The sequence below is a fragment of the Planctobacterium sp. R6 genome, assembly GCF_055755215.1.
On the sequence record NZ_JBVTQY010000001.1, the window covers coordinates 386619 to 412629 of the forward strand.

The following is a 26011-nucleotide window of genomic DNA, read 5'->3' on the forward strand; positions in this document are numbered from 1 at the left end:
TGTTTGTGTGCGCTATCTAAGCGATAAACAGCAGCAGGAGAGAAAAATTGATTACCGAAGAAACTCTGTTTTTGGGTGTTGATGGCGGTGGCAGCAAGTGCCGTGTCGTCCTACAAGATGCTCAGGGCAGAACATTGGGAGAGGGATTATCCGGAGCTGCTAATTTGTTGCGCGGAGTGAAAGCCTCACAAAATGCAGTCATGACTGCCTATTATCAGGCCCGTGAGCAGGCGGGACTGGAAAGAAAGGATGACCATCGGGTCATTGCCGGCCTGGGGCTGGCCGGGGCGAATATTGAACACCTGAAGCAGGCGTTTTTGAGTCAATGGCAAGTAGACTTTGCCGGGGTATATTTAACCACCGATTTAGAGATTGCCTGCCTTGGCGCACACAAAGGCGAGCCTGGCGGGGTAGTGATCATAGGTACCGGAAGTTGTGGATTAGTGATTGCCGAGCAGCAAAATTATGCGCTGGGAGGGCATGGCTTTTTATTGGGTGATAAGGGCAGCGGTGCCTGGTATGGCCTGAAAGCGATGCAACACTGTCTGGAAGCGATTGATGGTTTGCAACCCAAAGGTGAACTCGCGTCTGCCGTGATGGCATTGACCGGTTGCCAGGATGAATCTGATCTAATCACCCGTTACGCCAATGCTATGCCAAAAGAGTTTGCGGTGTTGGCGCCACTGGTCTTCAAACAAGCGCAGTTGGGTGAACCGGCAGCCAAAAAGTTATTGCAGGAAGGTGTCGGCTATATTGAAAGTCTCTGTTTAAAATTACTGGACAAAGGCCCTTGCCGGTTCAGTCTGATCGGCGGGTTATCGCCTCTGGTTGCCCAGCAGTTGTCGGCTGATCTGCAGCAGCGTCTGTCACCGGCGTTAAACGATCCGGAAGTCGGCGCGATTCTGTACGCCAAACAAGCCTTGCACCTGTCGAAGCAATACCAGGCTTCAGACACCACAAACACCTATTCTGAAACTTAAAGAGAGCACTTATTATGAGCAGTATCATGGCGCGTGAAGCGTTATCAACACCAGCAATCATTCAGCATCAAATACAAGCGAACCAGCCTGTTATTGAAAACCTGGTACAGGAAATAAAAGCCAGGGACATTAAGATGATCATGATGGTAGGGCGTGGCTCGTCGGATCATGCAGGGGTGTTTGCAAAGTACTTATTTGAAGTGGAATTGGGAATCCCCGTTTGTTTTGCGGCTCCGTCGGTAGGGGGGGTATACAAAAAAACCTTAACCCTGGAAAATACGCTGGCAATTATCATTTCTCAGTCTGGTAAAAGTCCTGATTTGCTGAATCAGACCAGGGCAATCCAGGCGGCAGGCGCCTATTGTGTGGCACTGGTAAATGACGGTTTTTCACCATTGGCCGCGATGGCCGACGCGGTGTTGCAGGTCAGAGCGGAAGAAGAACTGGCCGTGGCCGCCACGAAAAGTTATCTGGCAACCCTGTCTGCCTTGTTGCATTTAACGGCCGTGTGGAAGCAAGATGAGATTTTGCTCAATGATTTACACAAACTGCCTGAAGCCTTGGGTCACGTGTGTGAAGGTCAGGGGCAACTGAAATCCGAGTTTTTACGGGGCTTGCGTCACTGTGTCGTACTGGGTCGAGGATTTGGTTATGCTATTGCCAGAGAAATCGCGCTGAAACTTAAAGAGGTGTGTAGTATTCACGCTGAAGCTTTTAGTAGTGCTGAGTTCATTCACGGACCGGTGACGCTGGTAGAAAACGAACTTGCCGTGATCAGTGTTGATATTCAGGATGAGTCCCATCAGGTGCATCAGGAGCAGGTAAACAATGTCAGTCATCGCGGTGCGAGAATGGCGACTTTGACACACCATGCTTCCGCTTTGTCACCGCGTCTTTTACCTTTGTTGGTTATGTTGCGTTTTTACCTTGACGTTGAACAGGTGGCACAAACTATGGGGATGAATCCTGATGCGCCTCCCGGGCTGAAAAAAGTAACGGAAACTCACTAAACAGGATTGTATCAGATGACAGACAGGCAGTTTACCGTAGACAACGCACTCACCGACAGCGGTTGGTTACAACAGCCGTTGGTTTCGATCAGTGCGGGAAAAATTGTGGCAATTGAGCCTGCACAACAAAAGCAGGCGGAACATTTTACCGGTACGTTATTGCCAGGTTTATTCGATTTACAGGTCAATGGCGGTGGCGGTCAGTTACTGAATCTGTCACCGACATTACAGACCATTGAACAGATGGTGGCCGCTCACCGGCAGTTTGGCACGACGGCGATGTTACCCACCCTGATAACGGATCAATATTCGGTGATGCAAAGCAGTGCAGATGCCGTCGCTGAGGCTCTGGAAAGCGGATTGGAAGAAGTACTGGGGGTGCATTTTGAAGGACCCTTCTTAAACCAAAAGAAGAAAGGTGTGCATCCTGAGCACTTCATCCGGTCCATATCAGATAGGGAGCTGGCGCTGTTTTGTCGAAAAGATCTTGGCAAAGTTCTGGTTACACTGGCACCCGATAATGTCTCTGCGGACGTTATTAAAGATTTGGTGGGGCAGGGTATTCACGTGTGTCTGGGTCACTCCAATGCCACTTATGAACAAACTTGTGCTGCTCTGGAAGCCGGAGCGACGGGATTCACGCACATTTATAATGCAATGTCACCATTGCAATCTCGTGCACCTGGCATGGTAGGCGCGGCATTGGCTGACAAATCGTCCTTTGCCGGGTTGGTGCTGGATCACTACCACGTACATCCTGCCGCCAGCCGATTCGCGATCGATTGCAAAGGCATTGACAAGGTATTTTTAGTGACCGATGCCATGGCACACGTAGGCAGCCAGTCTGACGAACTCCCGTATTTTGATAGTGTCATTCGACGCCAGAACAATAAACTGACAACGCCGGATGGCACGCTTGCGGGCTCCTGTCTGGACATGTGGCAGGCGGTTTTGAATGCCCATCGAGATCTTGGGTTGTCATTGCAAGATGCCGTTATTATGGCCGCAAAAACGCCAGCCAGTTACCTTGGACTTGATAATGTCGTTGGCAGTATCAAACCTGGAAACCGTGCCGATTTTATTTTAATCAATCAGGATCTTGCTATTGATAAAGTGTTTGTAGCAGGCGACATTAGATATAACGGAGCAGGAGCCTAAAAATGACCAGTAATTGTGAAACTCAAAGTATGCCAGAAACAAAAAGTAGCCTTATCCCTATGTTAATCATAGGTACCCTGTTTTTTGTGTTTGGCTTTGTAACCTGGTTAAACGGAGCACTGATCCCCTTTTTGCAAATGGTCTGTCAGTTGTCAGAGACTCAGGCGCTGATGGTGGCTTTTTGCTTCTATGTGGCCTACGTCGTCATGGCTTTACCGATGGCCATGGTGTTGGAAAAAACCGGTTACCGCATGGGCATGGTGATCGGTCTGGGGTTGATTGCACTAGGGGCGTTACTGTTTGTACCGGCGGCACTTTCCAGAGAGTTTGCGCTGTTTTTAGGTGCGCAGTTTATCATGGGCTCTGGTCTGACTATTTTGCAAACCGCTTCCAATCCATACATTGTTAAAATCGGCCCGGAAGAAAGTGCAGCTGCCCGTATCGCTGTTATGGGCTTGTTGAATAAAGCGGCAGGTGTATTGGCTCCGCTATTATTTACCGCTTTGGTATTGGGTGACTTTGCCCACATCACCAGTTCTGCACTGGAGAGTATGAGTGAAGCTGACCGCTTGTCACAGATCGAAATGATGTCTACCGGGCTGGTGACACCTTACATCGGTATGGCAGTGGTATTGGTATTGCTCGCTATCGGGTTAAAGATGTCTTCTTTGCCTGAAATTTCACTTAATGATGCCCAGGAAGAAAGCAGCACAAGCACCGATTCAGTATTGCACTATCCGCAATTGGTTTTAGGGGCTGTGGCTTTGTTTTTCTACGTCGGTGTTGAGGTTATTGCCGGTGATACCATTGGTCTGTACGGTTCTAAACTGGGGATCGCCAATGCCACGTCACTGACCTCTTTGACCATGTTTGGCATGGTAGCTGGTTACCTGGCAGGGCTGGTATTGATCCCCAGGTTTCTTAAGCAACAACAGGCATTGTTGATTTCGGCCATACTGGGATTAGTGCTAACGGCCATGATCTTATTCGCGGATGTTGAACAACAAAACTTTTCATTCCTATGGGCGTGGGCAGGCTTTGAAGGCGTACCAGATGTCATCACCTGCGTGGCACTGTTGGGTTTGGCCAATGCTATGGTTTGGCCGGCACTATGGCCACTGGCGTTGGCGGGGTTAGGTAAACTGACCTCGAAAGGCTCCGCAATCTTAATTATGGGGATTGCCGGCGGCGCGGTAATGCCTTTGGGGTATGGTTTGCTGTCAGACAGTTGGGACAGTCAGTCCGCCTATGTGATCATGCTGCCCTGTTATCTGTTTATCCTGTTTTATGCATTGGTGGGATATCGTCTTCGACAATGGCGATAAGCCACGCATATTCGACAATGGCCGCATAAGCGGCCTTTTTTGTAATTAATAAATTCACTCTTTTTTGGTGATATTCACTAAGTTTTGGTATTTGATTCACTTTTGATTAAGCCAAAATTCATACAATCAAGCTATAACTCTATATAAATCAAAGGTTTGAAAACCTGGTCTGCATATTGAATTCCAGTTTCACAAGCGACGCTACATACCGTGACTGCAGCGTTAATAGAACACACCTTAATGGAGAAATAAAAATGAAAAAGCATTTATTAGCACTGGTTGTTGCCGCCCCTTTAGCCTTTGGACTAGGCGGTTGTGTGATTTCAGTGGACGGTGATGGTTGGGACGGTCATAACGTCGATTGGGAAGACCGCGAATACAAAAACCGTAAAACCATTGCTAACCTTGAGTTGGATCTGGGTACTGAACAGGTCAAGTCACGATTAGGGGTGCCGGACTTTAACGAAACATTACGTCGTGATGGTGAAACTTTCACCGTATTGTTCTATCGCACACAACGCATGCACGGTGACGGAAAAACCACCAAAGACGAATGCACACCGTTAGTGTTCAAAAACGGTCTACTGATAGGTTGGGGTGAAACTGCATTAGACCGAATCTGATTATTTAGTTATCCGCATGTTTTGATGGGAGAGTAGTGCCCCCCATCTCTCCCTGATGACACAATACCAGTTCCATTATGTAATGGCACTGGTATCAAGCTGGCTTAGCCAGCTTTTTCCTTTATTGAGGCCCGTCACGTCGCACTTGTCAGACCACTACCCGAAACTGTGATTTATTGTTAACGCTTTGTTAACAAATGTTGTGTCTTATTGTACATTCAAATAAACCGGTAACAGGAAATGTGATGAATACCAGCGAAGCACAGGCGCTCAATAAAAATATCAAAGCGGTATTTCTGACTGCGGAAGATCTCAAAGTGGCAGGCTCTATCTTATATCAGGCCTATCATGATGATCCGCTTTTTATCGATATTTTTCAGGCTCAAAAAGAAGGTTATGAACAGCGCCTGCGTTCAGCGATTCGGGAGGAGCTCAATGCGTTCTGGATGGCAAAACAACCCATGGTGGGGTTATTTCAAAAAGAACGGTTGCTGGCGGTTGCCTGCCTGACTCATTCTGATTCGGCGTTTGAGCCAGGGCGCTTTTGGCATTGGCGGTTAAAAATGCTGTTAACAGCAGGCTTTTTTTCTACCAGACAAATGATCGAAAAAGACCAGAAAATTCAACAGAATGTGCCCGCAGAACATTATCATTTATTGTCGTTTATTGGTGTTCATCCCGATGAACAGCATCACGGCCTGGGTCATTTACTGATGTCAGCTGTGGAGTCGGTTATGCTGGACAATGCCAACAGCAGCGGCGTTGCTGTCTATGCCACCTTACCTAAGTACATGCACTTCTTTGAAGACACCGGCTACCGCCTGGTAAAAGAACTTGAGGTGGGTCATATCAGCGGACATCTGATGTTCAGAGACCGTCCCGGGCAATAGTCGTCGGGGCTAATTCATGCGATAGGGAGGCACTGTGGCCGACAAGGCGCGAAGCCCTTCCATTTCCAGTATCCCCTGATATTTGTCTTCTCCGTTACCGGAAAACTCAAAAATAAATTGGGTTTTCCAGTCGGGCTTTCCACGCACCAGGCCGAAGCGGGTTTTATCTCTGGCAACACTGATCAACTGCAGTCCTTGTTTTTCACAATAGTTACTCAGATAGCGATTGGCGGCTTCACTGATGGCTCTTATCCGCCAAAATTGCGCGATGACAACCACAATAATTAAGATAAACAGAATATCGACAAGGGATATCATTAATTGCTACGTCCAAATAATTGATTTATACCTTTTGCCAGCAGCTCACTGCGCTCAGGATCCCTGAGGCGTTGCAGCATGATGTCTCTGAGTCCGGGAATTTGTACCAGGTCGGAATACAAGGCGGGCAGTAAATCCAGTCGGGCCGCTTCCTGCATGTACGCAGTTAAAAACGGGTAATCTTCCAGTAACTGCCAGTGGCGACCGGCGATTACAATCAGGGTATCAGCAGTACTCAGAGATTGTTCCAGGATAACCTTCAGGTTAGCGCGAAGCTCTGTTAAACCATCAAAATGAGTTAACGCTCGCAGCAGGTGATTAAAGATTTTTTCTTCTGGCCTGGCGGCTTTTAGCTGCTGAAACAAGAATTGGCTTAATGCTTCGGGCAATGCCGTGTTTTCCATTGATGCCAGCAATGAATGCTGAACCACCTGGTCATAACTGGCAAAGTTTTGCTCGATGTGTTTGGCGTTGTGGTCCAGATTGAGATTAAACACCACGTCACTTAAACCTTCCACTGCAACGATTTGCCAGTCATGCAAGTCAGGCCGGGCGATATAGTTTTTGGCATCGTTATAAAATTGCCCGGGGGGCAGACCCAGCCTTTTTTTTGCGAAACTATTGAAGTCAGCCAGTTGTGCCTGATTAGGGGTAAACAGAAAAGGATTATCGGGTAGCGATTTTTCGCTGTCGTCGTTTAACAGTTCCGTGCCCAGGGCCTCAACCACTATGCTGAGAAACTGGTCGCGCTGTGCAGTAATAACATTGCCTCGTTCATCCAGTGGCAGTTTGATAAACCAGATATAATGTTGGCTGGACAAACTTTTATTCCAGAATAAAATGCCCAGCCACATCATTTGTTGCCTGGGCAACGGTGCCGGTGCGGCTGCCGTTTCGATATTCAAAAATGCCTGGTTGTCCAGCAATCTGAAAGCCCGGCCCATATCTACGATGCGATATTCGGTACCGGCTTCTAATAAAAACTCGCTTATCGTAGTGATTCTGGTCATGTAGCTCTCTGAAATTAATTGCAAATCGCGGTATTATACCCAAACTAAACGCTTTTTACTCAAGTCCCTGGGCGCATCCTGTCGACGGCGTTATTGTGCTGCGTATGCGGCCGGGATCGTTGGCCCCTTTTTCACGCAGGCGACAGCTTCAAAGTCGCAACTGTGAATTAAGCTTACCTGGGTAATGCTAATCTATTTGTTATCGTGTAACTGGAGGTGGTTTCTGACCGGCACAGACTCAAACGCCAAATGCGCTCAACTGGCTCTGTCAAACCAGTTGCAGGAACTGGAGGCGACACTGAAAAAATTCAACCTGTGGCAATACAATAAGTTGTCAGTTGCTCAGGTAACCAATCCTTTTGGCGTCGGCCAGATCAGCTTTTCGCAGTGGCTGCAGTTTATTTATTTGCCAAAAATGCGTTTGCTTATTACATCAGGGCAAACCGTACCAGTGGCCAATATCACTCCCTACGCTGAAGAAGTGTTGGCCGGACATGAGGCAAGGACTGCGCTTTTGCGCATCTTAGCCAGCCTGGATAATCTGTCTGCGAAGTGCCATGAACCTGTCCTCTGAACCTATGTCCTGCCCTGAATTACATATTCCGGAACAGTTGCCCCTGTTGTATCAGGATGAGTGCATGGTCGTGGTGGACAAACCCGCCGGACTCCTGGTGCATCGCAGCATGATTGACCGGCATGAAACCCGGTTTGCCATGCAGATGGTGCGTGATCAGATTGGTCAACATGTATTTCCGGTACATCGCCTGGATAAACCGACGGCCGGCATCCTGGTATTTGCTTTGAATTCAGAAACCGCCCGCTTACTCAGCGAGCAACTGGCGCAACATTTGATGGAAAAGCGCTATCTGGCGGTGGTACGTGGATATATCGCAGAGCAAGGTATCGTTGATCATCCTCTGCAGGAAAAGCTGGATAAGATTGCCGATAAAAAGGCCCGACAGGACAAGCCTGCACAGGAGGCGATATCGGCATTTCGTTGTTTACAACAGGTGGAATTACCCCATTCGGTGGGTAAGTATCCTACCGCCCGTTACAGCCTGGTACTATTGGGGCCGCAGACCGGACGCAAACATCAATTGCGTCGCCATATGTCCCATTTGCGACATCCGATTGTGGGTGATGTGAATTATGGCGACAATAAACACAATCGTTTTTTAAGAGAGTCTTGTAATTTCCCCGGTCTGGCATTATGGTCCCACCAAATTAAATTCAGTCATCCCCATAGCGGTGAACAGATAACACTTAATTGCAGTTTGTCTGACCGTTTTCAGAAATTATGGACGCAATGGGGCTTGGACGAGACAACGATTAATCATTTATGGAGAACCTGGTGGCCAGTGTAAGTATTTTTGTCGGCTCGGTATACGGCAACGCCCAGCATGTTGCTGAACAATGTGAAGAGAAATTGGTTGAGATGGGGCACGATGTCACCCTGTTTGGCGAACCTGAAATTGGCGATTTTAAAGACGCAGAAAATGTGGTGGTCATCACCTCTACAACCGGGCAAGGAGACTTACCACCTAACATCGAATTTTTTGCCCAGGATTTGCGCGATCAGATGCCATTAATGACCGGTAAATCCTTTGCAGTCGCAGCTTTGGGTGATAGCAGTTATGGCGATACCTTTGGCGGTGCTGGTCGCACTATGTTTGACCTCCTCACCGAGCTACAGGGCAGCCCACTGGCGGACTTGTTTATTGTCGATGCCATGGAAACTTTTGAGCCAGAAGCTGAAGTCGTGCCCTGGGTGGAGCAGTTGTTTAAGATTAATTAAAGCCTGTTGAACTGCTATCGAATCCCATAGCAAAAAATCAACAGACTGCAGAAATGGGTGGGGCAGGAGGAAAGTCATTCCGCCCCACATTAAGCGGTGTTTTGGCGGTGTTATTCCGCGCCGCGAAGTAGCGCATTAATGCCGACTTTCGAGCGGGTTTGCGCATCTACTTTTTTCACAATAATGGCGGCATACAGGCTGTACTTGCCATCTTTTGAAGGCAGGTTACCCGGTACCACAACGGCGCCAGCCGGTACGCGACCATAGTGAACTTCGCCGGTTTCACGGTCGTAAATTCTTGTGCTTTGACCTATATAAACACCCATTGAAATCACGGCGCCTTCTTCAACGATCACGCCCTCAACAATCTCAGATCGGGCACCGATAAAGCAATTGTCTTCGATAATGGTGGGGTTGGCCTGCAGTGGCTCCAGTACGCCACCGATTCCCACACCACCAGATAGGTGCACGTTTTTGCCAATCTGTGCACAGGAGCCAACGGTCGCCCAGGTGTCAACCATGGTGCCTTCATCCACAAAGGCGCCGATATTGACGTAGGAGGGCATCAGTACCACATTTTTACCTATGTAACTGCCGGTACGTACTGTGGCCGGAGGTACGACGCGCATACCTTCCTGTTGAAATTGTTCGGCGCTGTAATCGGAGAATTTTAGCGGGACTTTGTCGTAAAAGCGGCTTTCTGCACCGTCCATGACGGCGTTGTCATGCAGTCGGAAAAACAGCAAGACGGCCTTTTTAAGCCATTGATGAACCACCCATTCACCGGCAATTTTTTCGGCTACGCGCGCTTCACCTGAATTCAGTAGGGCGATGGATTGTTGCACGGCCAGTTTAACAGCGTCATCTGCTGTAGCCGGAGTGATATTGGCGCGCTTTTCAAATGCTGCTTCGATGATGGTTTGCAAGTCTGACAAATTGCTCATGCGGTGTTTAGTTCCTGTTGGTTCAATAATTAGTGATTGTCTGACAGTCGCTCAGTGACTTTTCGTTTTAATTCCACCTGTTGCTCATTGCTCAGGCATTTTCCTTCGCCATTGCTGAGAATAAAGAGATCTTCTGCTCGTTCACCGATGGTGGTGATCTTAGCGTGGTGTAACGAGAGATCCTGTTCGACAAAAATGTGCCCCAATTTGGCCAGTAACCCTGGCGCATCTAAGGCTTCTAACTCCATCATGGTAACGTCATCCTGATTACCAAAAAAGCGTACTTTGGTGGGTACTGCGAGTTGTTTAAGCTGCCTGGGGATGCGGCGTTTATTCACGTGTTCTACGCCAGGTTTTTGTAATTGTGTCACAATAGCGTCTTGCAGGCTTTTCAATCTGCTGGGGGAGCTTATGCGTTTTCCGTCCTGTTCCAAAATAATAAAACTGTCAAAGATATAACCATCTTTGGTGGTCATTAGTTGGGCGTCCTGAATCGAGCAGTTGCGACTGTCTAAAACAGAGGCCACCTGTGCAAACAGGCGAGGGCGGTCTGCGCCGTATAACATCAGCTCGGTGCCACTTTTTGCGGTGCCATCGGTTACGGCGACCACCAATGGGTATTGTTCATTGTATTGGTTGTGCAGGACAATATGCGTGTGCCAGGCGATTTGTTCCGGTTTAAAGCGGGCAAAGTAGTCTGGTGGAAAGTTTTCCCAGGCTTTCAGGACCGCTGACTCTTCATAGTCTTCCAGCAGCGATTTCATAGCGCTGGCCTTGTGCTCATCTTCCCGGGACTGCAGGTCCACTTTGTTTTCCAGGCCGTTCTCCAGGGCTTTTTGGGTCATGATGAACAGCTCTCTCAACAGCGAAGACTTCCATTCATTCCACAAGTTACTGTTCGTGGCTCTGATATCCGCCAGGGTCAAGGCGTATAAGTGCTCCAGATGTTCCTGGGTTCTTACTGTCGCAGCAAACTCCTGGATAACTTCCGGATCATAAATATCGCGGCGCTGGGCAACCACCGACATCAACAGGTGGTGTTCTACCAGCCATTTAATCAGATTCTTGTCTTTTTCGGGAATGTCATGCAACTGGCAAAATTGCTCAACATCTTGCGCCCCTAATTTGGAGTGATCACCATTGCGGCCTTTGGCAATATCGTGAAATATTCCGGCTAAAAACAATAATTCAGGTTTATCTGCGTTGCGCATAATGCGGCCACAGCGAGGAAATTCATGATCATTTTCTTTGCGGTTGTAACGGGCCAGGTTTTTAATCAGGCGGTGAGTATGTTCGTCTACTGTGTAGGCGTGAAACAAGTCGAATTGCATCATGCCAACGATGTGGTTCCACTGCGAAATATAACTCTGCATGATGCCGTGTTTATGCATCAGATCCCAGGCCAGCTCAAAGAACTCTGGTTTTTTGACCAACTCTAAAAAGACCGTACGACATTCCGGGTACTGACACAAAAAAATGTCCTGCTCCTGATATACCCGACGTGCATTGCGCAAAAGTCGCAAGGTAGTGGCGTGCAGTCCTGTGATGTCAGAATAGTCAGAAATAATGTGAAAGAAATCCATAATTTTGACCGGACTGTCAAAAACTTTATCGTGTTTGGCGTGGATCAGGCCGCCTAACACATTAAAATCAGCTGAAATGTCAGCGGTAACCTTGAGCTTTTCCCGCAACATTTCATGGCGGAAATGGCCCAGCAGCATCTCATTCAGCTCCCGTACCCGGCGCACTACACGGAAAAAGGCTTTCATCATTTTTTCGACAGAGGCTTTGCCATCATCACCGTAGCCAAGTCGACGGGCCACTTCTGGCTGATAATCGAATAACAAACGGTTTTCACTGCGACCAGCGATAATGTGTAGTACGAAGCGAATACGCCATAATTGGGTGCGACATTCGGTCAGTTCATCTAACTCTTCGCGGGTAAAATAACCGTAATCTACCAGGTCTTTTCCTTTGAGCACGCTAAAATGCTTTTTAGCGACCCAACCAATACATTGGATGTCCCGCAAACATCCGGGGTTCTCTTTAATATTGGGTTCCAGGTTATAACTGGTGCCATTGAATTTGGCATGCCTGATTTGCTGTTCATCGTATTTGGCAGTATAGAACAATTTGCTAGGCCAAAACGCCCTCGACTGCATCTTGTCGTGTAAATCTTCAAAAACGGTTTTGCTACCAGCCAGCACTCTGGATTCAATCAGATTGGTGGCAATGGTGACATCTTCTTTGGCCAGTTTGATGGTTTCTTTTACTGTTCTGACCGATTGACCTATGTCCAGTCCGATGTCCCAGAGTATGGTGATAAATTGTGTCACCTTTTCCTGGATGGTTTTATCTAACGCTTTGTGAGACAGAATAAGCAGGTCAACATCCGAATGTGGTTGCAGGTGACCGCGCCCATATCCGCCCACGGCCACCAGGGCCAGTTGCGGCACATCCTGTAAATCCAACAAGCGCCAGATATGGCTTAAAACGGTATCAACAAAGGCCGCACGCCCTGTCACCAGGGTATTTACATCGGTGGTTTCGAATTCCTTTTCCAACCACTCGTAGGAGTTACTAATACATTCTTTAAATGCCTGAGTATTGCCGGGGCTGGTGATTAACCGCACCTGGCTGAGTAGACTTTGAAATGCCAATGCTGTGTCCCCTGCAATAATATGGTGGCGAATGAGTTAAGCGGCTTTAATGACTCTGTCGATGGTTTCGTCAGAGCGAAGCGTGAGAATTTCGCAACCATCACTGGTTACCAGCAGGGTATGTTCCCACTGTGCACTCAGGCTTCGGTCTTTAGTGACCACGGTCCAGTCATCTGGTAATAGTTTGCTGTAGCGCTTTCCGGCGTTGATCATGGGTTCGATGGTAAAACACATGCCTTCCTTGAGTACTTCTCCGGTTCCCGCTTTGCCGTAGTGCAGGATTTGCGGTTCTTCGTGGAAACTGGCACCTATGCCATGACCACAATATTCCCGCACTACTGAGTAATGGTGTTTTTCTGCGTGTTCCTGAATCACTGCGCCGATGTCACCAATACGTGTACCTGGTTTGACGATTTCGATACCTTTGTACAGACATTCCTGCGTGATGGTGATGAGTCGTTCTGCCAAAATACTGGGTTTGCCCACCACAAACATCTTAGACGTGTCGCCGTGGTAGCCGTCTTTAATTACGGTGACATCGATATTAACAATGTCGCCATCTTTCAGTTTTTTGTCCGACGGGATGCCATGACAAATAACGTGATTCACCGAAGTGCAGATAGATTTTGGAAAAGGCGGGTTGCCATAATTTAACGGTGCAGGAATTCCCCCCTGCACGTTGACTATATAGTCATGACAAATTGTATTAAGTTGGTCTGTGGTCACACCTTTTTTGACGTGCTCACCGATCATTTCCAGGACTTCTGATGCAAGTTTTCCGGCTACTCGCATTTTTTCAATTTCTTCCGGGGTTTTGATAGTTATCGTCAAGATTCTTTCCTGATAGAAGGTTTATTACATTTTAAGCCGGTAAGTTTACCTGGTCTGGCATTAGATGTATAGCCAGGCGGACAGCCAGGTCGCCACCATATCCAGATAAAAGCCTTAAAAACGTTGAGTTAGAGGCTGATAAATGGTATAAAGCGCCGCGCCTGAAACATGTGCTCAAAATCTGAGTTGTGTTCCAGCGTATAATTTTATTTAAAACACACATACATCGACACGATTTTCGGGGTGTCTGGCTTTTCTCACGGGAAACAGGATCGAAAATTGGGATGTATGGAGGCCTAACCCCAATTGAGGAAATTAATTATGGCAAACGTGTCTATGCGTGACATGCTGCAAGCTGGTGTTCACTTCGGTCACCAAACTCGCTACTGGAACCCAAAAATGAAGCCTTTCATTTTTGGCGCTCGTAACAAAGTTCACATCATTAACCTGGAAAAAACAGTTCCTTTGTTCAATGATGCACTGTCTTACTTGTCTTCTGTTTCTGCTCGTAAAGGTAAAATCCTTTTCGTAGGTACTAAGCGCGCTGCTGGCGAAGCTGTAAAAGAAGCTGCATTGAAATGCGACCAATACTACGTAAACAAGCGTTGGTTAGGTGGTATGTTGACTAACTGGAAAACAGTGCGTCAGTCAATCAAGCGTCTGAAAGATCTTGAGCAACAATCTCAGGACGGTACTTTCGACAAGCTGACTAAGAAAGAAGTATTGATGCTGACTCGTGAAATGGAAAAGCTGGAAAGCAGCCTGGGTGGTATCAAAGACATGGGCGGTTTACCAGATTGTCTGTTTGTTATTGACGCTAACCACGAGCACATTGCTATCGCGGAAGCGCGTAGCCTGGGTATCCCTGTGGTTTCTGTTGTTGATACTAACACTGACCCAGACGGTATTGATTACATCATCCCAGGTAACGACGATGCGATCCGTGCGGTTCAGCTATATTTGAACGCTGCTGCTGATGCGACTCTTGAAGGTCGTGAGCAAAATCTTGAAGCAATTGCTGAAAACGACGATTTCGTTGAAGCTGCTGAGTAAGATTTAACACAGCATTCATAAATGCATGTTACAAGTCGTAAGACTTGATGAAAACAGGGGCTATGCCCCTGTTTTAAAATAATCTGGTAAATAGAATTTACCCCATATTTTTAAAATGAGACCGACGTCTGGTCTTGTTTTCTACGATGAAATTTAAAACTTATTCCTGAGGATATACAGATGGCTGTAACTGCTGCTCAAGTAAAAGAACTTCGCGAGCGTACCGGCGCCGGTATGCTGGATTGTAAAAAAGCATTGCAAGCGACTGATGGTGACATCGAAGCGGCGATCGAGAACATGCGCAAATCTGGCCAAGCAAAAGCGGCTAAGAAAGCAGGTCGTATTGCTGCAGAAGGTGTGATCCTGACTTCTGTGAACGCCGGTGTTGCCACTATGATGGAACTGAACTGCGAAACTGACTTCGTAGCGCGTGACGAAAGCTTCCTGGCGTTTGGTAACAAATTGGTAGAATTCGCTGCAGTTAACAAGATCAGTGACGTAGAAACTCTGAATGCATCTGAAATCGACGGTGCTGCGGTTTCTGACCTGCGCGATACTCTGGTTGCAAAAATTGGTGAAAACATCAACGTACGTCGCGTTGTTACTGTTGAAGGTGACAACCTGGGCGCCTATGTTCACGGTGCACGTATCGGTGTTATCGCGGTACTAACTGGCGGTTCAGAAGACTTGTCTAAAGACGTTGCTATGCACGTTGCTGCCAGCAGCCCACAATTCGTTAAGCCTGACGATGTACCAGCTGACGTTGTTGAGAAAGAAAAAGCGATCCAAATCGACATCGCGATGCAAAGCGGCAAGCCTGCTGAAATCGCAGAAAAAATGGTTATGGGCCGCATGAAGAAATTCACTGGCGAAATCAGCCTGACTGGTCAGCCTTTCGTTAAAGATCCTTCCATGAGCGTTGGTCAGTTGCTGAAAGACAACAGTGCAGACGTTATCAACTTCATCCGTTTTGAAGTGGGTGAAGGTATCGAGAAGAAGACCGAAGACTTCGCAGCAGAAGTTCAGGCACAAATGGCGGCTGCTAAGCAGTAAGCTGTTTGTAAATAAATCTGACAAAAGCTTTTGCATTAAAGCATTGTCATATAAACTACAGGCACCTCAAAAGAGGTGCTTTTTTTTAAGTACGTTGTTTTTAAAGCACGATTAACACGTTTGTGGTGCTTTTCAGGTAATGTTTACTGAAATGGTTTTTGTTCCCCAATCCCCTGACAATCATTGAGGATGAGAAGTTTTCATGAGTATCAGCTCTAAGCCAGCCTATCGAAGAATACTGTTAAAATTAAGTGGTGAAGCCCTGATGGGTAATGAGTCCTTTGGCATCGACGCCAAAGTCCTGGACCGCATGGCCGCGGAAATTAAAGAGCTGGTGGAACTGGGTATCCAGGTTGGACTGGTTATCGGTGGTGGTAACCTGTTTCGTGGTGAAGGGCTGGCTAAAGCGGGCATGAACCGGGTGGTAGGCGACCATATGGGTATGTTGGCCACGGTTATGAATGGCCTGGCAATGCGCGACGCCTTACATCGCGCCTTTGTAAATGCCCGACTGATGTCCGCAATTCCCCTCAACGGCGTATGTGATGCTTACAACTGGACTGAGGCCATCAGCCTGTTGAAATCCGGTCGTGTGGTTATCTTTTCTGCCGGTACGGGAAATCCGTTTTTTACCACTGATTCGGCTGCCTGTTTACGCGGCATTGAAATCGAAGCCGATGTAGTATTAAAAGGTACCAAGGTCGATGGCGTCTATAATGACGATCCTAATAAGAATCCCGAAGCGGTTCTGCACAAGCACCTGAATTACAGCGAAGTGCTGGAAAAAGAATTAAAAGTGATGGATCTGGCGGCATTTACCCTGGCGCGAGATCACAATATTCCGATTAAAGTCTTTAACATGAATAAAACCGGCTGTCTGAAAGCTGTGGTGATGGGTGAAGACGAAGGTACGTTGATAGACAACAACTAAAATATTTAAGGTTAAGAAAATGATTGATGAAATTTTTGCAGATGCAAAAGAGCGCATGGAAAAAAGCATTGCCGCGCTAAAGGTAAACTTCAGTAAAATCAGAACCGGTCGTGCCCATCCAAGCTTACTGGATAACGTGATGGTGTCTTACTATGGTGCAGCGACACCGTTGCGCCAACTGGCTAACGTAGTGGTTGAAGATTCGCGCACTCTGGCATTGACCGTGTTTGATAAAAGTGCAATTCAGGCTGTCGAAAAAGGCATTTTGCAATCTGATTTGGGACTGAACCCTATCACTGCCGGTACCACTATGCGAATTCCACTACCACCGTTAACGGAAGAGCGCCGTAAAGACCTCATTAAAGTTGTACGTGGAGAAGCAGAACAGGGCCGTATCAGCATTCGCAACATCCGTCGTGATGCTAATGGCGACGTAAAAGATTTGCTGAAAGAAAAAGAGATCTCCGAAGACGAAGCACGCGCAGCAGAAGACAACATTCAGCAAGCTACTGACCGTTTTGTAAAACAAGTTGATGAGTTGCTGAAAACCAAAGAAGCTGAATTAATGGAAATTTAGAAGCTGGCTTAATGGCAGATCTAAATAAACCAAACGGCATTATGCCGCAGCACGTTGCCATTATTATGGATGGCAACGGGCGTTGGGCCAAACAAAAAGGCAAGCTTAGGACTTTTGGACACAAAGCCGGCGCTGAAGCGGTGCGTTCTGCGGTGGGCTATTGTCTGAAAAACAATATCAAAGCCCTGACGTTGTTTGCCTTTAGCAGTGAAAACTGGCTGCGTCCGGCTGATGAAGTTAAAGCCCTGATGGAGCTATTCGTCTGGGCACTGGGGAGTGAAGCCAAAAAGCTCAATAAGAATAATGTCAAGTTGCAGGTCATTGGTGATTTAAGCCGCTTCGATAAAAAATTATTCGCCAAAATTCAGGAAGCTGAAGCGCTGACTGCTGACAACACAGCAATGGTCCTCAATATTGCTGCCAACTACGGTGGTAAGTGGGATATAGCCAATGCCTGCAAAGCTTTGTATCAGGAAGTTAGCGCGCAAAACGGCGATATCAACCAGATTACCGAAGCGGATCTCAACAAACATATTCAGTTATCGAATTTACCGCAGGTGGATTTGTTGATCCGTACCGGTGGTGAACAACGCATTTCTAATTTTTTAATATGGCAGTTGGCCTACGCTGAATTGTACTTTACCCCTGCCTTGTGGCCTGATTTTGATGACGCAGAGTTTACCAAGGCTGTGACTGAGTTTTGCGGCAGGCAAAGACGGTTTGGTATGACCGGTGAACAAATTGAGAGTCAAAACTAGGAACTCCAGGTTATGTTAAAACAACGAATTATAACCGCCTTGATATTGGCTCCACTCGCGCTTGGGGCAATCCTGTTTTTGCCAATCCGGGGATTTGAACTGGTTTTTGCGGCAGTGATTGCGTTGGGCGCCTGGGAATGGGCTAATCTGACCGGCCTCACCATTCCTTTATTAAAATCGATTTACACCGCTATTGTGGCAGGGCTATGCATTGCTCTGAGTTTTGTGGTGCCGGTGGATGCCGTCTGGGTGCAGGGGGAGTTGGTACCCTTATATAAAAATATTCTTATTGCCGCCGGCGTCTGGTGGGCGTTATCACTCTTTTTGATCATTGCCTACCCGAGGTACAGCCTGGTTTGGCGCTCCAGTGTATTACTGCGAGGCATTTTTGGGTTACTAACACTGATCCCCACCTGGGTCGCCGTGGTGGTCTTGCGCACCAGCCTGTTCGACGTCGATCCGCTATATGGCGCGTCTCTGATTTTTTACGTTTTAGGCATCGTTTGGGCCGCTGATGTGGGCGCCTTTTTTGTGGGCGTTAAATTCGGACGTCACAAGCTCAGACCCAATGTGTCCCCGGGTAAAACTATCGAAGGCTTACTGGGTGGTGTTGGTGCCTCCTTTGCTATCATTGCTTTTGCGGCAATGCATTATCACGTCGACCCATCGCGCATCTGGTTGCATGTCCTGGTGGGCGGTCTTACAGTGGCGGTCAGTGCCCTGGGTGATCTCAATGAAAGCATGTTCAAACGCTGCGCTGGTTGTAAGGATAGCGGGAACCTGTTACCCGGGCATGGCGGTATTCTGGATCGGATCGATAGCTTAACCGCGGCTTTTCCGATTTTCGCCCTGTGTTATGTCATGTGGATGGCCTAAGCTGAACTTCTTGCCATGATCCAGTCAAACGCTAATACGACGCAAAATATCACCGTCTTAGGTGCTACCGGCTCTATCGGGTTAAGCACGCTGGATGTGGTGTCACGCCATCCCGAAAAATACCGGGTATTCGCATTGAGTTGCCATTCCCGGGTAAAAGAGCTGGTGGAACTGGCTAAGATACATCAGCCGAAACACCTGGTGACCAGCAGTAAGGCCGATTATCCGAAATTAAAAGCCTACAGTGAAGAGACGGGATTAGCCTGTCAGGTACATTTGGGAAATGACGCACTTTGCATGATCGCTGCAGACGAAGAAGTCCAGGTGGTCATGGCGGCTATTGTGGGCGCGGCAGGGTTATTGCCTACTCATGCAGCTGTGCAGGCGGGTAAACGCGTGTTGTTAGCGAATAAAGAGTCCTTAGTAATGTCCGGCAATTTATTTATGGATGCAGTACAGCAAAGCGGTGCTGTATTACTGCCGGTAGACAGTGAACACAACGCAATTTTTCAATGTCTGCCACAACAGGGTTTTTGCCAAAAGTCGATTCGCAAGATTTTGTTAACCGGCTCCGGTGGTCCGTTTTTACAACGCGACCTGGCAACGTTTGCCGATATTACGCCGGAACAAGCCTGTAAGCACCCTAACTGGTCTATGGGACAAAAAATATCTGTAGATTCCGCTACCATGATGAATAAGGGCCTGGAGTTTATTGAGGCCTGTTATCTGTTTGGTGTGGCGGGAGATGACATTGAGGTGGTTATTCATCCTCAAAGCATTGTGCATTCGATGGTGCAATATGCCGATGGCTCTGTGTTGGCGCAAATGGGGCAGCCGGACATGCGCACTCCCATTGCGCATACGCTGGCCTGGCCTGAACGTATTGAATCGGGGGTGGCATCGCTGGATTTCTCACAACTGACAGACTTACAGTTTCTCAAGCCTGACTTTGCGCGTTTTCCCTGTCTGCAATTAGCGATAGATTGTGCTTATAAAGGCCAGGCTGCTACGACTGCCCTGAATGCCGCCAACGAAGTTGCTGTGGCCGCTTTCTTGGCCAAAAAAATTCGCTATACCGATATTTTTAAACTGTGTTTAGCGACGGTAGAACAAACCCCTGACAACAAGTTGTCATCACTTGCAGATATCCTTGAGTGTGATAAACATAGTCGTTTGTTTGCGACGAACTATATGGAGACTCTGCTTTAATGTTGGATTTTTTGCAAAACCTGACCGCGTTTATTGTGGCGCTTGGGATTCTGGTGGCAGTTCACGAATGGGGGCATTTTTACGTTGCCCGGCTTTGTGGTGTGAAGGTACTCAGGTTCTCTGTTGGGTTTGGCAAGCCATTGTGGCGAACGCACGACAAGCAGGGCACCGAATACGTGGTGGCCATGATCCCGTTGGGCGGTTACGTGCGCATGCTGGACAGTCGGGTGGATGATGTTAATGAGCAAGATCAGGCCGTTACCTTCAACAGCCAACATGTGCTAAAGCGTATCGCCATTATTGCCGCAGGTCCCCTCACTAATTTTGTATTTGCTATTTTTGCCTTGTACCTGATGTATCTGATGGGCGTTGAAACCGTGCGTCCGGTCATTGGTAATGTTACCTCGGGCAGTATTGCTGCACAGGCGGGGTTGCCCAAAGATGCGCAAATTAATCGCATTGGTGAGCGCGAAGTAAGGGACTGGAATGCGATCAATCTGGAACTGGTGTCTCATATTGGCAAGTCGTCAATGGATATTGGTACCTATACGGCCTCCAATATGACGGAAAAGCGCTATCAGCTTGACCTGTCAAGCTGGCAATTTGATCCCGAAACTCAGTCAGCGATTCGCTCTTTGGGTATCGAACCCTTCAGACCGGCCATTACCACCACTATAGGATTGGTGGCCGAAGATTCGCCGGCAGCGCGAGCCGGAATACAAAAAGATGACAAAATTTTAAGTATTGACGGAACTCCCATCGATAAATGGGAACAAATAGGGGAGTATCTCACCGGGCGCGGTGGTGATACCGTGGGCGTTATGGTGCTCAGAGAGGGGCGGGAAACCCCGGTTATGGTGCAGGTGGGCTTTCGTGAAGATAATCCGAATGTGGGTTATCTGGGCGTGGTACCTCAACAGGAACCTTGGCCTGAGGAGTACATATTTAACCAACAATATGGATTGGTTGCAGCCATGGGGGCTGCTATGGATAATACATGGCGCTTAATGACATTGAGTGTCGAGATGATCGGCAAATTGTTAACCGGTGATGTATCGGTTAAAAATTTAAGTGGCCCTATTTCTATTGCGCAGGGCGCAGGTGCCAGTGCAGGTTATGGCCTGGTGTATTTCCTGAGCTTTTTAGCGCTCATTAGTGTTAATTTAGGGATCATTAATCTGCTTCCGTTACCCGTCCTGGACGGCGGACATTTGCTTTATTACTTCATAGAGCTGGTGACCGGAAAGCCTGTACCAGAATCGGTTCAGGAAATTGGGTTTCGCATAGGTGGCATTTTACTCTTTATGTTGATGGCAGTGGCGATTGTAAACGACATCGGGCGTTTGTAGGACTCACGCTTTTTTTAACAATGCTGAATAAGTTTCAGTCAGGAAGAATATAAATAAATGAAGTTGAATCAGATACTTTTTGCATTGCTTTTTGTGTTTTGCACGGGAGCAGCAAGTGCAAATACAGCCAAAGAATTTGTCATCGATGATATCAAAATTGAAGGGTTACAAAGAGTTGCATTAGGTGCAGCGCTGACCTACATGCCGGTGCAGGTGGGTGACACGATGAACGGTTTCAGAATCGCTCAGGTCATTAAGTCGCTGTATTCCTCTACTCACTTTGAGAGCATAAAAGTCTTGCGGGATGGCAATACTCTGGTGGTCAGGGTAAAAGAGAGACCCACTATCAGTAATATCATTTTTGAAGGTAACGATGATATTAAAGATGAGCAATTGCAGGAAAGTCTGGATGGCAGCAACATTCGCATCGGTGAACCTTTAGACCGTACTGTATTGACTGGTCTTGAAAGTGGCCTTAAAGATTTCTATTACAGCGTGGGTAAATACAACGCCGATGTATCTGCGATTGTCACGCCGCTACCTCGTAACCGTGTGGATTTAAAGTTTTTATTTGAAGAAGGCGACGCTGCAAAAATTGCGCAAATCAATATTGTGGGCAATGAGTTATTCAGTGACGCTGAATTACTGGAAGGTTTTGAGTTGGGTTTTGATGCCCCCTGGTGGGACTTTCTGGCAGAGACCCGCTATCAGAAGCAAACCCTGGAAGGGGATATGGAAACACTGCGCAGTCATTATCTGGACAGAGGCTATCTGCAGTTCAATGTCAATTCCACTCAGGTGTCGATGACGCCGGATAAAAAGGGTATTTATGTTGCCATCAACGTCACCGAAGGGGAACAGTTCAATATCTCTGAAATTGAAGTCACCGGTGAATTATTAGGACATGGCGATACCATTCGCGCTTTATTGCCGCTGAAAAGTGACACCCTGTACAACCAGGCTCTGGTGACATACACCGAAGAATTCATCAGCAAGTATTTGGGGCGTTTTGGCTACGCCTATCCCTCAGTAACGACTATCCCGGACATTAATGAAGACGACAAAACGGTAAAACTGACGATAGCGGTTGATCCGGGCAAGCGTATTTATGTGCGCCGCATTAACTTTGTGGGCAACGACATCACTAAGGACGAAGTGTTGCGCCGTGAGGTCACACAGATGGAAGGTAGCTTCCTGTCTAACCAGGCGTTGGAAGTGTCTAAAGCGAATATTTCCCGACGACTGACCTTTGTGGATGAAGTGGAATTCGAAACCGTGCGTATTCCAGGTGAAGACGATAAGGTTGACGTTGACTTCAGCTTAAAAGAACAGCCGTCCGGATCGTTTAATGCCGGTATCGGTTTTGGTGACCGTACTGGTCTGAGTCTGCAGGCAGGTGTATCACAGGATAACTTCCTGGGTACCGGTAAACAGGTAGGCTTTAACATCAATACCAACCGTTACCAAAAGCAGGCTGCGATAACTTACAATGATCCCTATTTTACTATCGATGGTATCAGCCTGGGGGGCACCTTATCTTACAGCGAACTGGACGCTGGTGATTTTGGTCTGGTGCAATACAACACCAAAACCTATCGTGTTGGTGGTACTTTTGGTTTCCCAATCAATGAATACAACCGTTTGCGTTTTGGGTTAACCTATGAAAATGAAGAACTGGCGCAACGCGATACCTATGAGCAAACAGCCCGTTTTTACAATTTGTTTGTGGACGAGAATAACCCGGATGCGCCGATTAATTACGATTCCTTTGTATTGTCCGCAGCCTGGATTCGGAGCACCCTGAACCGTGGTTTGTATCCGACAGCGGGTTCTAATCAGACCTTGTCACTGACCGCCACAACGCCGAATTCCGATGCCAATTATTTCAAGGCTGAGTTCAATACGCGTTTCTACTTCCCAATATCTGATGATCAACGTTGGACGGTATTAACCCGCCTGCGTTTAGGGTATGGTAACGGTTACGGCACGATTAACGGTAGTGACCAGATCCTGCCCTTTACACAGAACTTTACAGCCGGTGGTTCGGGGACGTTACGCGGTTTTGAAAACAATACCGTCGGCCCAAGAGCAGTACAAAGAAGTATCACCACTGACAGTGGACCAGATGGCAGTTCAGTGGGTAATGGTGAATTATCCGATACCCTTTTTGTAACCGAGCGTTCCATTGGTGGTAATGCCATTGCTGTCGGTGGGGTAGAGCTGATTGTCCCTACGCCATTTATCGGTGAAGAATACGACTCCCAGGTGCGTTCCAGTATCTTCCTGGATGTGGGTACCGTTTGGGATACTGAATTTGACTACGATGAATTTAGAAATTTAAACATGAACTCCGTCAGTGCTGATCGCCTGCTGGATTTCGCTGACCCCAGTCTGTATCGGGCTTCCTATGGCTTGTCTGTACAGTGGTTGTCACCCATGGGACCAATGGTATTTAGCTTCTCGCGCGCATTGAAAGAGCAAAGCGGTGATGAAGTGAAGTTCTTCTCGTTCAACATTGGTCAAACATTTTAATCATATTTAAAATTGCAAAGATAATTAGCATAAGAATTTAAGGAGTAATCTGTGAAAGCATTAAAACTAACCGCCGTTGCAATGACCTTAGCTGCCTCAGTAGCCAGTGGCAGTGCCTATGCACAACAAAAAATTGGTGCCGCCAATGTACAGGCGATTTTTCAAAGTCTTCCTCAGGCGGCCACGATCCAGCAAAGTATCAATGCTGAGTTCAAGGACCGTATCGAAGAAGTCAATCGCATGGAAAAAGATCTGCAATATTATTTGGAAAAGCAAAAGCGTGATACGGCGACAATGAGCCAGCAGGAAATCACTGAGTTAGAACAAAAAATTACCAGCTTAAGAGATGAGTATGTTGGCAAAGCACAACCGTTGCAACGCGAGCTGGAGCGTCGTTCTAACGAAGAGCGCAACCGTTTATTGGGAATGATTCAGCAGGGCATCAACAAGGTAGCCGAAGCTGAAAATTACGATGTGATTTTAAATGCCGGTGCGATTGCCTTCATTGATGATCAGTACAATGTGTCACAAAAAGTGATTGAAGAAGTTAGTAAAAACGCTAATTAATTGAGAACTCACCCATGCTCAGCTACACATTGGCCGAGTTGGCGGAGATTATTGGTGCCGAGGTACGAGGTGACGCAACTGTTAGCGTCACTTCTATCGGCACGCTAGCTACCGCCACTGAAGGTCAAATCTCATTTCTGGCTAACGCCAAATATCGCTCTCAATTATCCGAAACTAAAGCCACCGCCGTAATCCTCAGTGAAGAAGACGCAAAATATTGCCAGACCAATGCGTTGGTCATGAAAAACGCTTACCTTGGCTTTGCCAAAGTGGCACAGGCGCTGGATACTACGCCCGATGCCGCGGATGGCATACATGAATCCGCCGTGATCGCTGCCGATGCAGTCCTGGCGGATTCTGTGTCAGTTGGTGCCAACGCGGTTATCGAATCAGGTGCCGAAATAGGCGTCGATGTGCAAATAGGCCCGGGGTGTTTTATAGGTAAAGGCGCGCGTATCGGTAATGGCACCAAGTTGTGGGCAAACGTGACGGTATATCACGACTGTATCATTGGTGAACATTGCCTGATTCAAAGTTCCGCAGTTATCGGTTCCGATGGTTTTGGCTATGCTAATGATGCCGGTAAATGGGTGAAGATCCCTCAACTGGGTCGGGCCGTGTTGGGTAATCGGGTAGAAATAGGTGCCAATTCCTGTGTCGACCGCGGCGCCCTGGAAGATACCATTTTGCATGATGGCGTTATCATAGATAACCTGTGCCAGATTGCTCATAACGTCGAAATAGGGGAAAATAGCGCAGTGGCAGGTTGTACTGTGATTGCCGGAAGTACCACGATTGGAAAACATTGTATTATTGCCGGTATGGTTGGCATTAACGGGCATATCAGCATCACCGATGGCGTTACCTTAACCGGATTCTCCATGGTCACCAAAGCCATTAAAGAACCCGGAGTCTATTCCTCAGGTATTCCTGCAATGCCGAATAAAGACTGGCGTAAAAGTATGGTGGGTTTGCGTAATCTCGAGAAGTTATCGCAACGGGTAAAAGAAATAGAAAAATATCAGAAATAGGGCATCCTATTTTACAGCACATGATTTGCTAACTGCCGCAGTGCTGCTCTATGATAAAAGTCAGAACAGGAGATGAGTGGTTTGACTGACGTGATTGAACGTGTAGAAATCGAAGAAATAATGGCTTTACTGCCGCATCGCTACCCGATGCTGCTGGTAGACAGAGTAACGGAACTGGAAGTCGGGAAGCGTATTAAAGCCTATAAAAATATCACCTTTAACGAACCCTGTTTTATGGGCCATTTTCCAGGAAAACCTATTTTTCCGGGCGTTATGATTCTGGAAGCGTTAGCACAAGCCGCCGGGATTTTAGGCTTCAAGAGCGCCGGCAATACCGATGATTTATATCTGTATGCGGGCATCGACAAAGCGCGCTTTAAACTGCCTGTGACACCCGGTGACAGACTGGATTTTGACGTGGATTTTATTAAAGAACGCCGGGGAATCTGGAAGTTTCAGGGTTATGCCAGTGTCAGTGGTCAGGAAGCCTGTAGCGCTGAATTTATGTGTGCAATGAGGAAGATGTAGAAC

26 protein-coding genes are annotated in these 26011 nt (G+C 47.5%); 21 read left to right on the forward strand and 5 right to left on the reverse strand.

What is annotated here, in order from left to right; all coding sequences use genetic code 11:
- The first annotated feature begins 47 nt into the window (after positions 1 to 47).
- From AC0J20_RS01665 to AC0J20_RS01690, 6 genes are all read left to right on the forward strand, one after another.
- A complete protein-coding gene (locus AC0J20_RS01665; protein ID WP_473020374.1) occupies positions 48 to 980 on the forward strand; it encodes a glucosamine kinase nucleotide-binding domain-containing protein in 933 nt (310 codons plus the stop codon).
- An 11-nt stretch (positions 981 to 991) separates the two neighbouring features.
- Positions 992 to 1990, forward strand: a complete 999-nt coding sequence (nagB-II, locus tag AC0J20_RS01670; RefSeq protein WP_473020397.1) for a glucosamine-6-phosphate deaminase NagB-II — start codon at positions 992 to 994, stop codon at positions 1988 to 1990.
- A gap of 15 nt (positions 1991 to 2005) precedes the next feature.
- Entirely contained in the window at positions 2006 to 3148 is a 1143-nt protein-coding gene (gene nagA, locus AC0J20_RS01675) for an N-acetylglucosamine-6-phosphate deacetylase (RefSeq protein WP_473020375.1), read from the forward strand.
- 2 nt (positions 3149 to 3150) lie between these two features.
- Entirely contained in the window at positions 3151 to 4473 is a 1323-nt protein-coding gene (locus AC0J20_RS01680) for a sugar MFS transporter (RefSeq protein ID WP_229529309.1), read from the forward strand.
- Positions 4474 to 4727: 254 nt separating this feature from the next.
- Complete coding sequence (locus AC0J20_RS01685) at positions 4728 to 5096, forward strand: DUF3192 domain-containing protein (protein ID WP_229529308.1); 369 nt, start codon at positions 4728 to 4730, stop codon at positions 5094 to 5096.
- 245 nt (positions 5097 to 5341) lie between these two features.
- Positions 5342 to 5986 carry an N-acetyltransferase gene (locus AC0J20_RS01690; protein WP_229529307.1) on the forward strand — a complete coding sequence of 215 codons (645 nt, stop codon included), beginning with the start codon at positions 5342 to 5344 and terminating at the stop codon, positions 5984 to 5986.
- Positions 5987 to 5995: 9 nt separating this feature from the next.
- On the opposite strand, the gene AC0J20_RS01695 is transcribed toward AC0J20_RS01690, so the two are convergent.
- The gene (locus AC0J20_RS01695) at positions 5996 to 6301 is read right to left on the reverse strand and encodes a DUF3301 domain-containing protein (protein WP_229529645.1); all 306 of its coding nucleotides are present in this window, start codon (positions 6299 to 6301) and stop codon (positions 5996 to 5998) included.
- A gap of 2 nt (positions 6302 to 6303) precedes the next feature.
- Positions 6304 to 7314 carry a DUF3549 family protein gene (locus AC0J20_RS01700; RefSeq protein WP_473020376.1) on the reverse strand — a complete coding sequence of 337 codons (1011 nt, stop codon included), beginning with the start codon at positions 7312 to 7314 and terminating at the stop codon, positions 6304 to 6306.
- A gap of 196 nt (positions 7315 to 7510) precedes the next feature.
- On the opposite strand from AC0J20_RS01700, the gene AC0J20_RS01705 reads away from it, so the two are divergent.
- The 3 genes from AC0J20_RS01705 to AC0J20_RS01715 are packed head-to-tail and all read left to right on the forward strand — an operon-like array spanning position 7511 to position 9109.
- A complete protein-coding gene (locus tag AC0J20_RS01705; protein ID WP_473020377.1) occupies positions 7511 to 7888 on the forward strand; it encodes a YqcC family protein in 378 nt (125 codons plus the stop codon).
- Positions 7872 to 8678, forward strand: coding sequence for a tRNA pseudouridine(65) synthase TruC (truC, locus tag AC0J20_RS01710; protein WP_473020378.1), 807 nt, complete (start codon positions 7872 to 7874; stop codon positions 8676 to 8678). The genes AC0J20_RS01705 and truC overlap by 17 nt, the downstream gene beginning before the upstream one ends.
- Entirely contained in the window at positions 8666 to 9109 is a 444-nt protein-coding gene (locus tag AC0J20_RS01715) for a flavodoxin domain-containing protein (protein ID WP_473020379.1), read from the forward strand. Before truC ends, AC0J20_RS01715 begins: the two co-directional genes overlap by 13 nt.
- A gap of 110 nt (positions 9110 to 9219) precedes the next feature.
- On the opposite strand, the gene dapD is transcribed toward AC0J20_RS01715, so the two are convergent.
- The 3 genes from dapD to map are packed head-to-tail and all read right to left on the reverse strand — an operon-like array spanning position 9220 to position 13544.
- Positions 9220 to 10044, reverse strand: a complete 825-nt coding sequence (gene dapD / locus AC0J20_RS01720) for a 2,3,4,5-tetrahydropyridine-2,6-dicarboxylate N-succinyltransferase (protein ID WP_229529644.1) — start codon at positions 10042 to 10044, stop codon at positions 9220 to 9222.
- Positions 10045 to 10082: 38 nt separating this feature from the next.
- A complete protein-coding gene (gene glnD, locus AC0J20_RS01725; RefSeq protein WP_229529302.1) occupies positions 10083 to 12713 on the reverse strand; it encodes a [protein-PII] uridylyltransferase in 2631 nt (876 codons plus the stop codon).
- Between the two features lie 36 nt (positions 12714 to 12749).
- On the reverse strand, positions 12750 to 13544 hold the full coding sequence (gene map / locus AC0J20_RS01730) for a type I methionyl aminopeptidase (RefSeq protein WP_229529301.1): 795 nt from the start codon (positions 13542 to 13544) through the stop codon (positions 12750 to 12752).
- 321 nt (positions 13545 to 13865) lie between these two features.
- Here map and rpsB point away from each other — a divergent pair, with 321 nt between their 5' ends.
- The 12 genes from rpsB (at position 13866) to fabZ (ending at position 26008) form a co-directional block, all read left to right on the forward strand.
- Entirely contained in the window at positions 13866 to 14597 is a 732-nt protein-coding gene (gene rpsB, locus AC0J20_RS01735; protein ID WP_229529300.1) for a 30S ribosomal protein S2, read from the forward strand.
- Between the two features lie 180 nt (positions 14598 to 14777).
- Positions 14778 to 15650, forward strand: coding sequence for a translation elongation factor Ts (gene tsf / locus AC0J20_RS01740; protein WP_473020380.1), 873 nt, complete (start codon positions 14778 to 14780; stop codon positions 15648 to 15650).
- A gap of 202 nt (positions 15651 to 15852) precedes the next feature.
- Positions 15853 to 16581 (forward strand): UMP kinase, encoded by a 729-nt coding sequence (gene pyrH / locus AC0J20_RS01745; RefSeq protein ID WP_229529298.1) that lies wholly within the window; start codon positions 15853 to 15855, stop codon positions 16579 to 16581.
- A 19-nt stretch (positions 16582 to 16600) separates the two neighbouring features.
- The gene (gene frr / locus AC0J20_RS01750; protein WP_473020381.1) at positions 16601 to 17158 is read left to right on the forward strand and encodes a ribosome recycling factor; all 558 of its coding nucleotides are present in this window, start codon (positions 16601 to 16603) and stop codon (positions 17156 to 17158) included.
- 11 nt (positions 17159 to 17169) lie between these two features.
- A complete protein-coding gene (gene uppS / locus AC0J20_RS01755; RefSeq protein ID WP_229529296.1) occupies positions 17170 to 17916 on the forward strand; it encodes a polyprenyl diphosphate synthase in 747 nt (248 codons plus the stop codon).
- A gap of 12 nt (positions 17917 to 17928) precedes the next feature.
- Entirely contained in the window at positions 17929 to 18792 is an 864-nt protein-coding gene (locus tag AC0J20_RS01760; protein ID WP_229529295.1) for a phosphatidate cytidylyltransferase, read from the forward strand.
- Between the two features lie 15 nt (positions 18793 to 18807).
- Positions 18808 to 20001: a 1-deoxy-D-xylulose-5-phosphate reductoisomerase gene (gene ispC / locus AC0J20_RS01765; protein WP_473020382.1), complete on the forward strand. Its 1194-nt coding sequence runs from the start codon at positions 18808 to 18810 to the stop codon at positions 19999 to 20001.
- Positions 20001 to 21350 carry a sigma E protease regulator RseP gene (gene rseP, locus AC0J20_RS01770; protein ID WP_473020383.1) on the forward strand — a complete coding sequence of 450 codons (1350 nt, stop codon included), beginning with the start codon at positions 20001 to 20003 and terminating at the stop codon, positions 21348 to 21350. Before ispC ends, rseP begins: the two co-directional genes overlap by 1 nt.
- A 57-nt stretch (positions 21351 to 21407) precedes the next feature.
- On the forward strand, positions 21408 to 23882 hold the full coding sequence (gene bamA / locus AC0J20_RS01775) for an outer membrane protein assembly factor BamA (protein ID WP_473020384.1): 2475 nt from the start codon (positions 21408 to 21410) through the stop codon (positions 23880 to 23882).
- Between the two features lie 51 nt (positions 23883 to 23933).
- A complete protein-coding gene (locus tag AC0J20_RS01780; protein ID WP_377306809.1) occupies positions 23934 to 24449 on the forward strand; it encodes an OmpH/Skp family outer membrane protein in 516 nt (171 codons plus the stop codon).
- A 14-nt stretch (positions 24450 to 24463) separates the two neighbouring features.
- Positions 24464 to 25480, forward strand: a complete 1017-nt coding sequence (lpxD, locus tag AC0J20_RS01785) for a UDP-3-O-(3-hydroxymyristoyl)glucosamine N-acyltransferase (RefSeq protein ID WP_229529291.1) — start codon at positions 24464 to 24466, stop codon at positions 25478 to 25480.
- Positions 25481 to 25561: 81 nt separating this feature from the next.
- On the forward strand, positions 25562 to 26008 hold the full coding sequence (gene fabZ, locus AC0J20_RS01790; protein WP_229529290.1) for a 3-hydroxyacyl-ACP dehydratase FabZ: 447 nt from the start codon (positions 25562 to 25564) through the stop codon (positions 26006 to 26008).
- Positions 26009 to 26011: the final 3 nt, after the last annotated feature.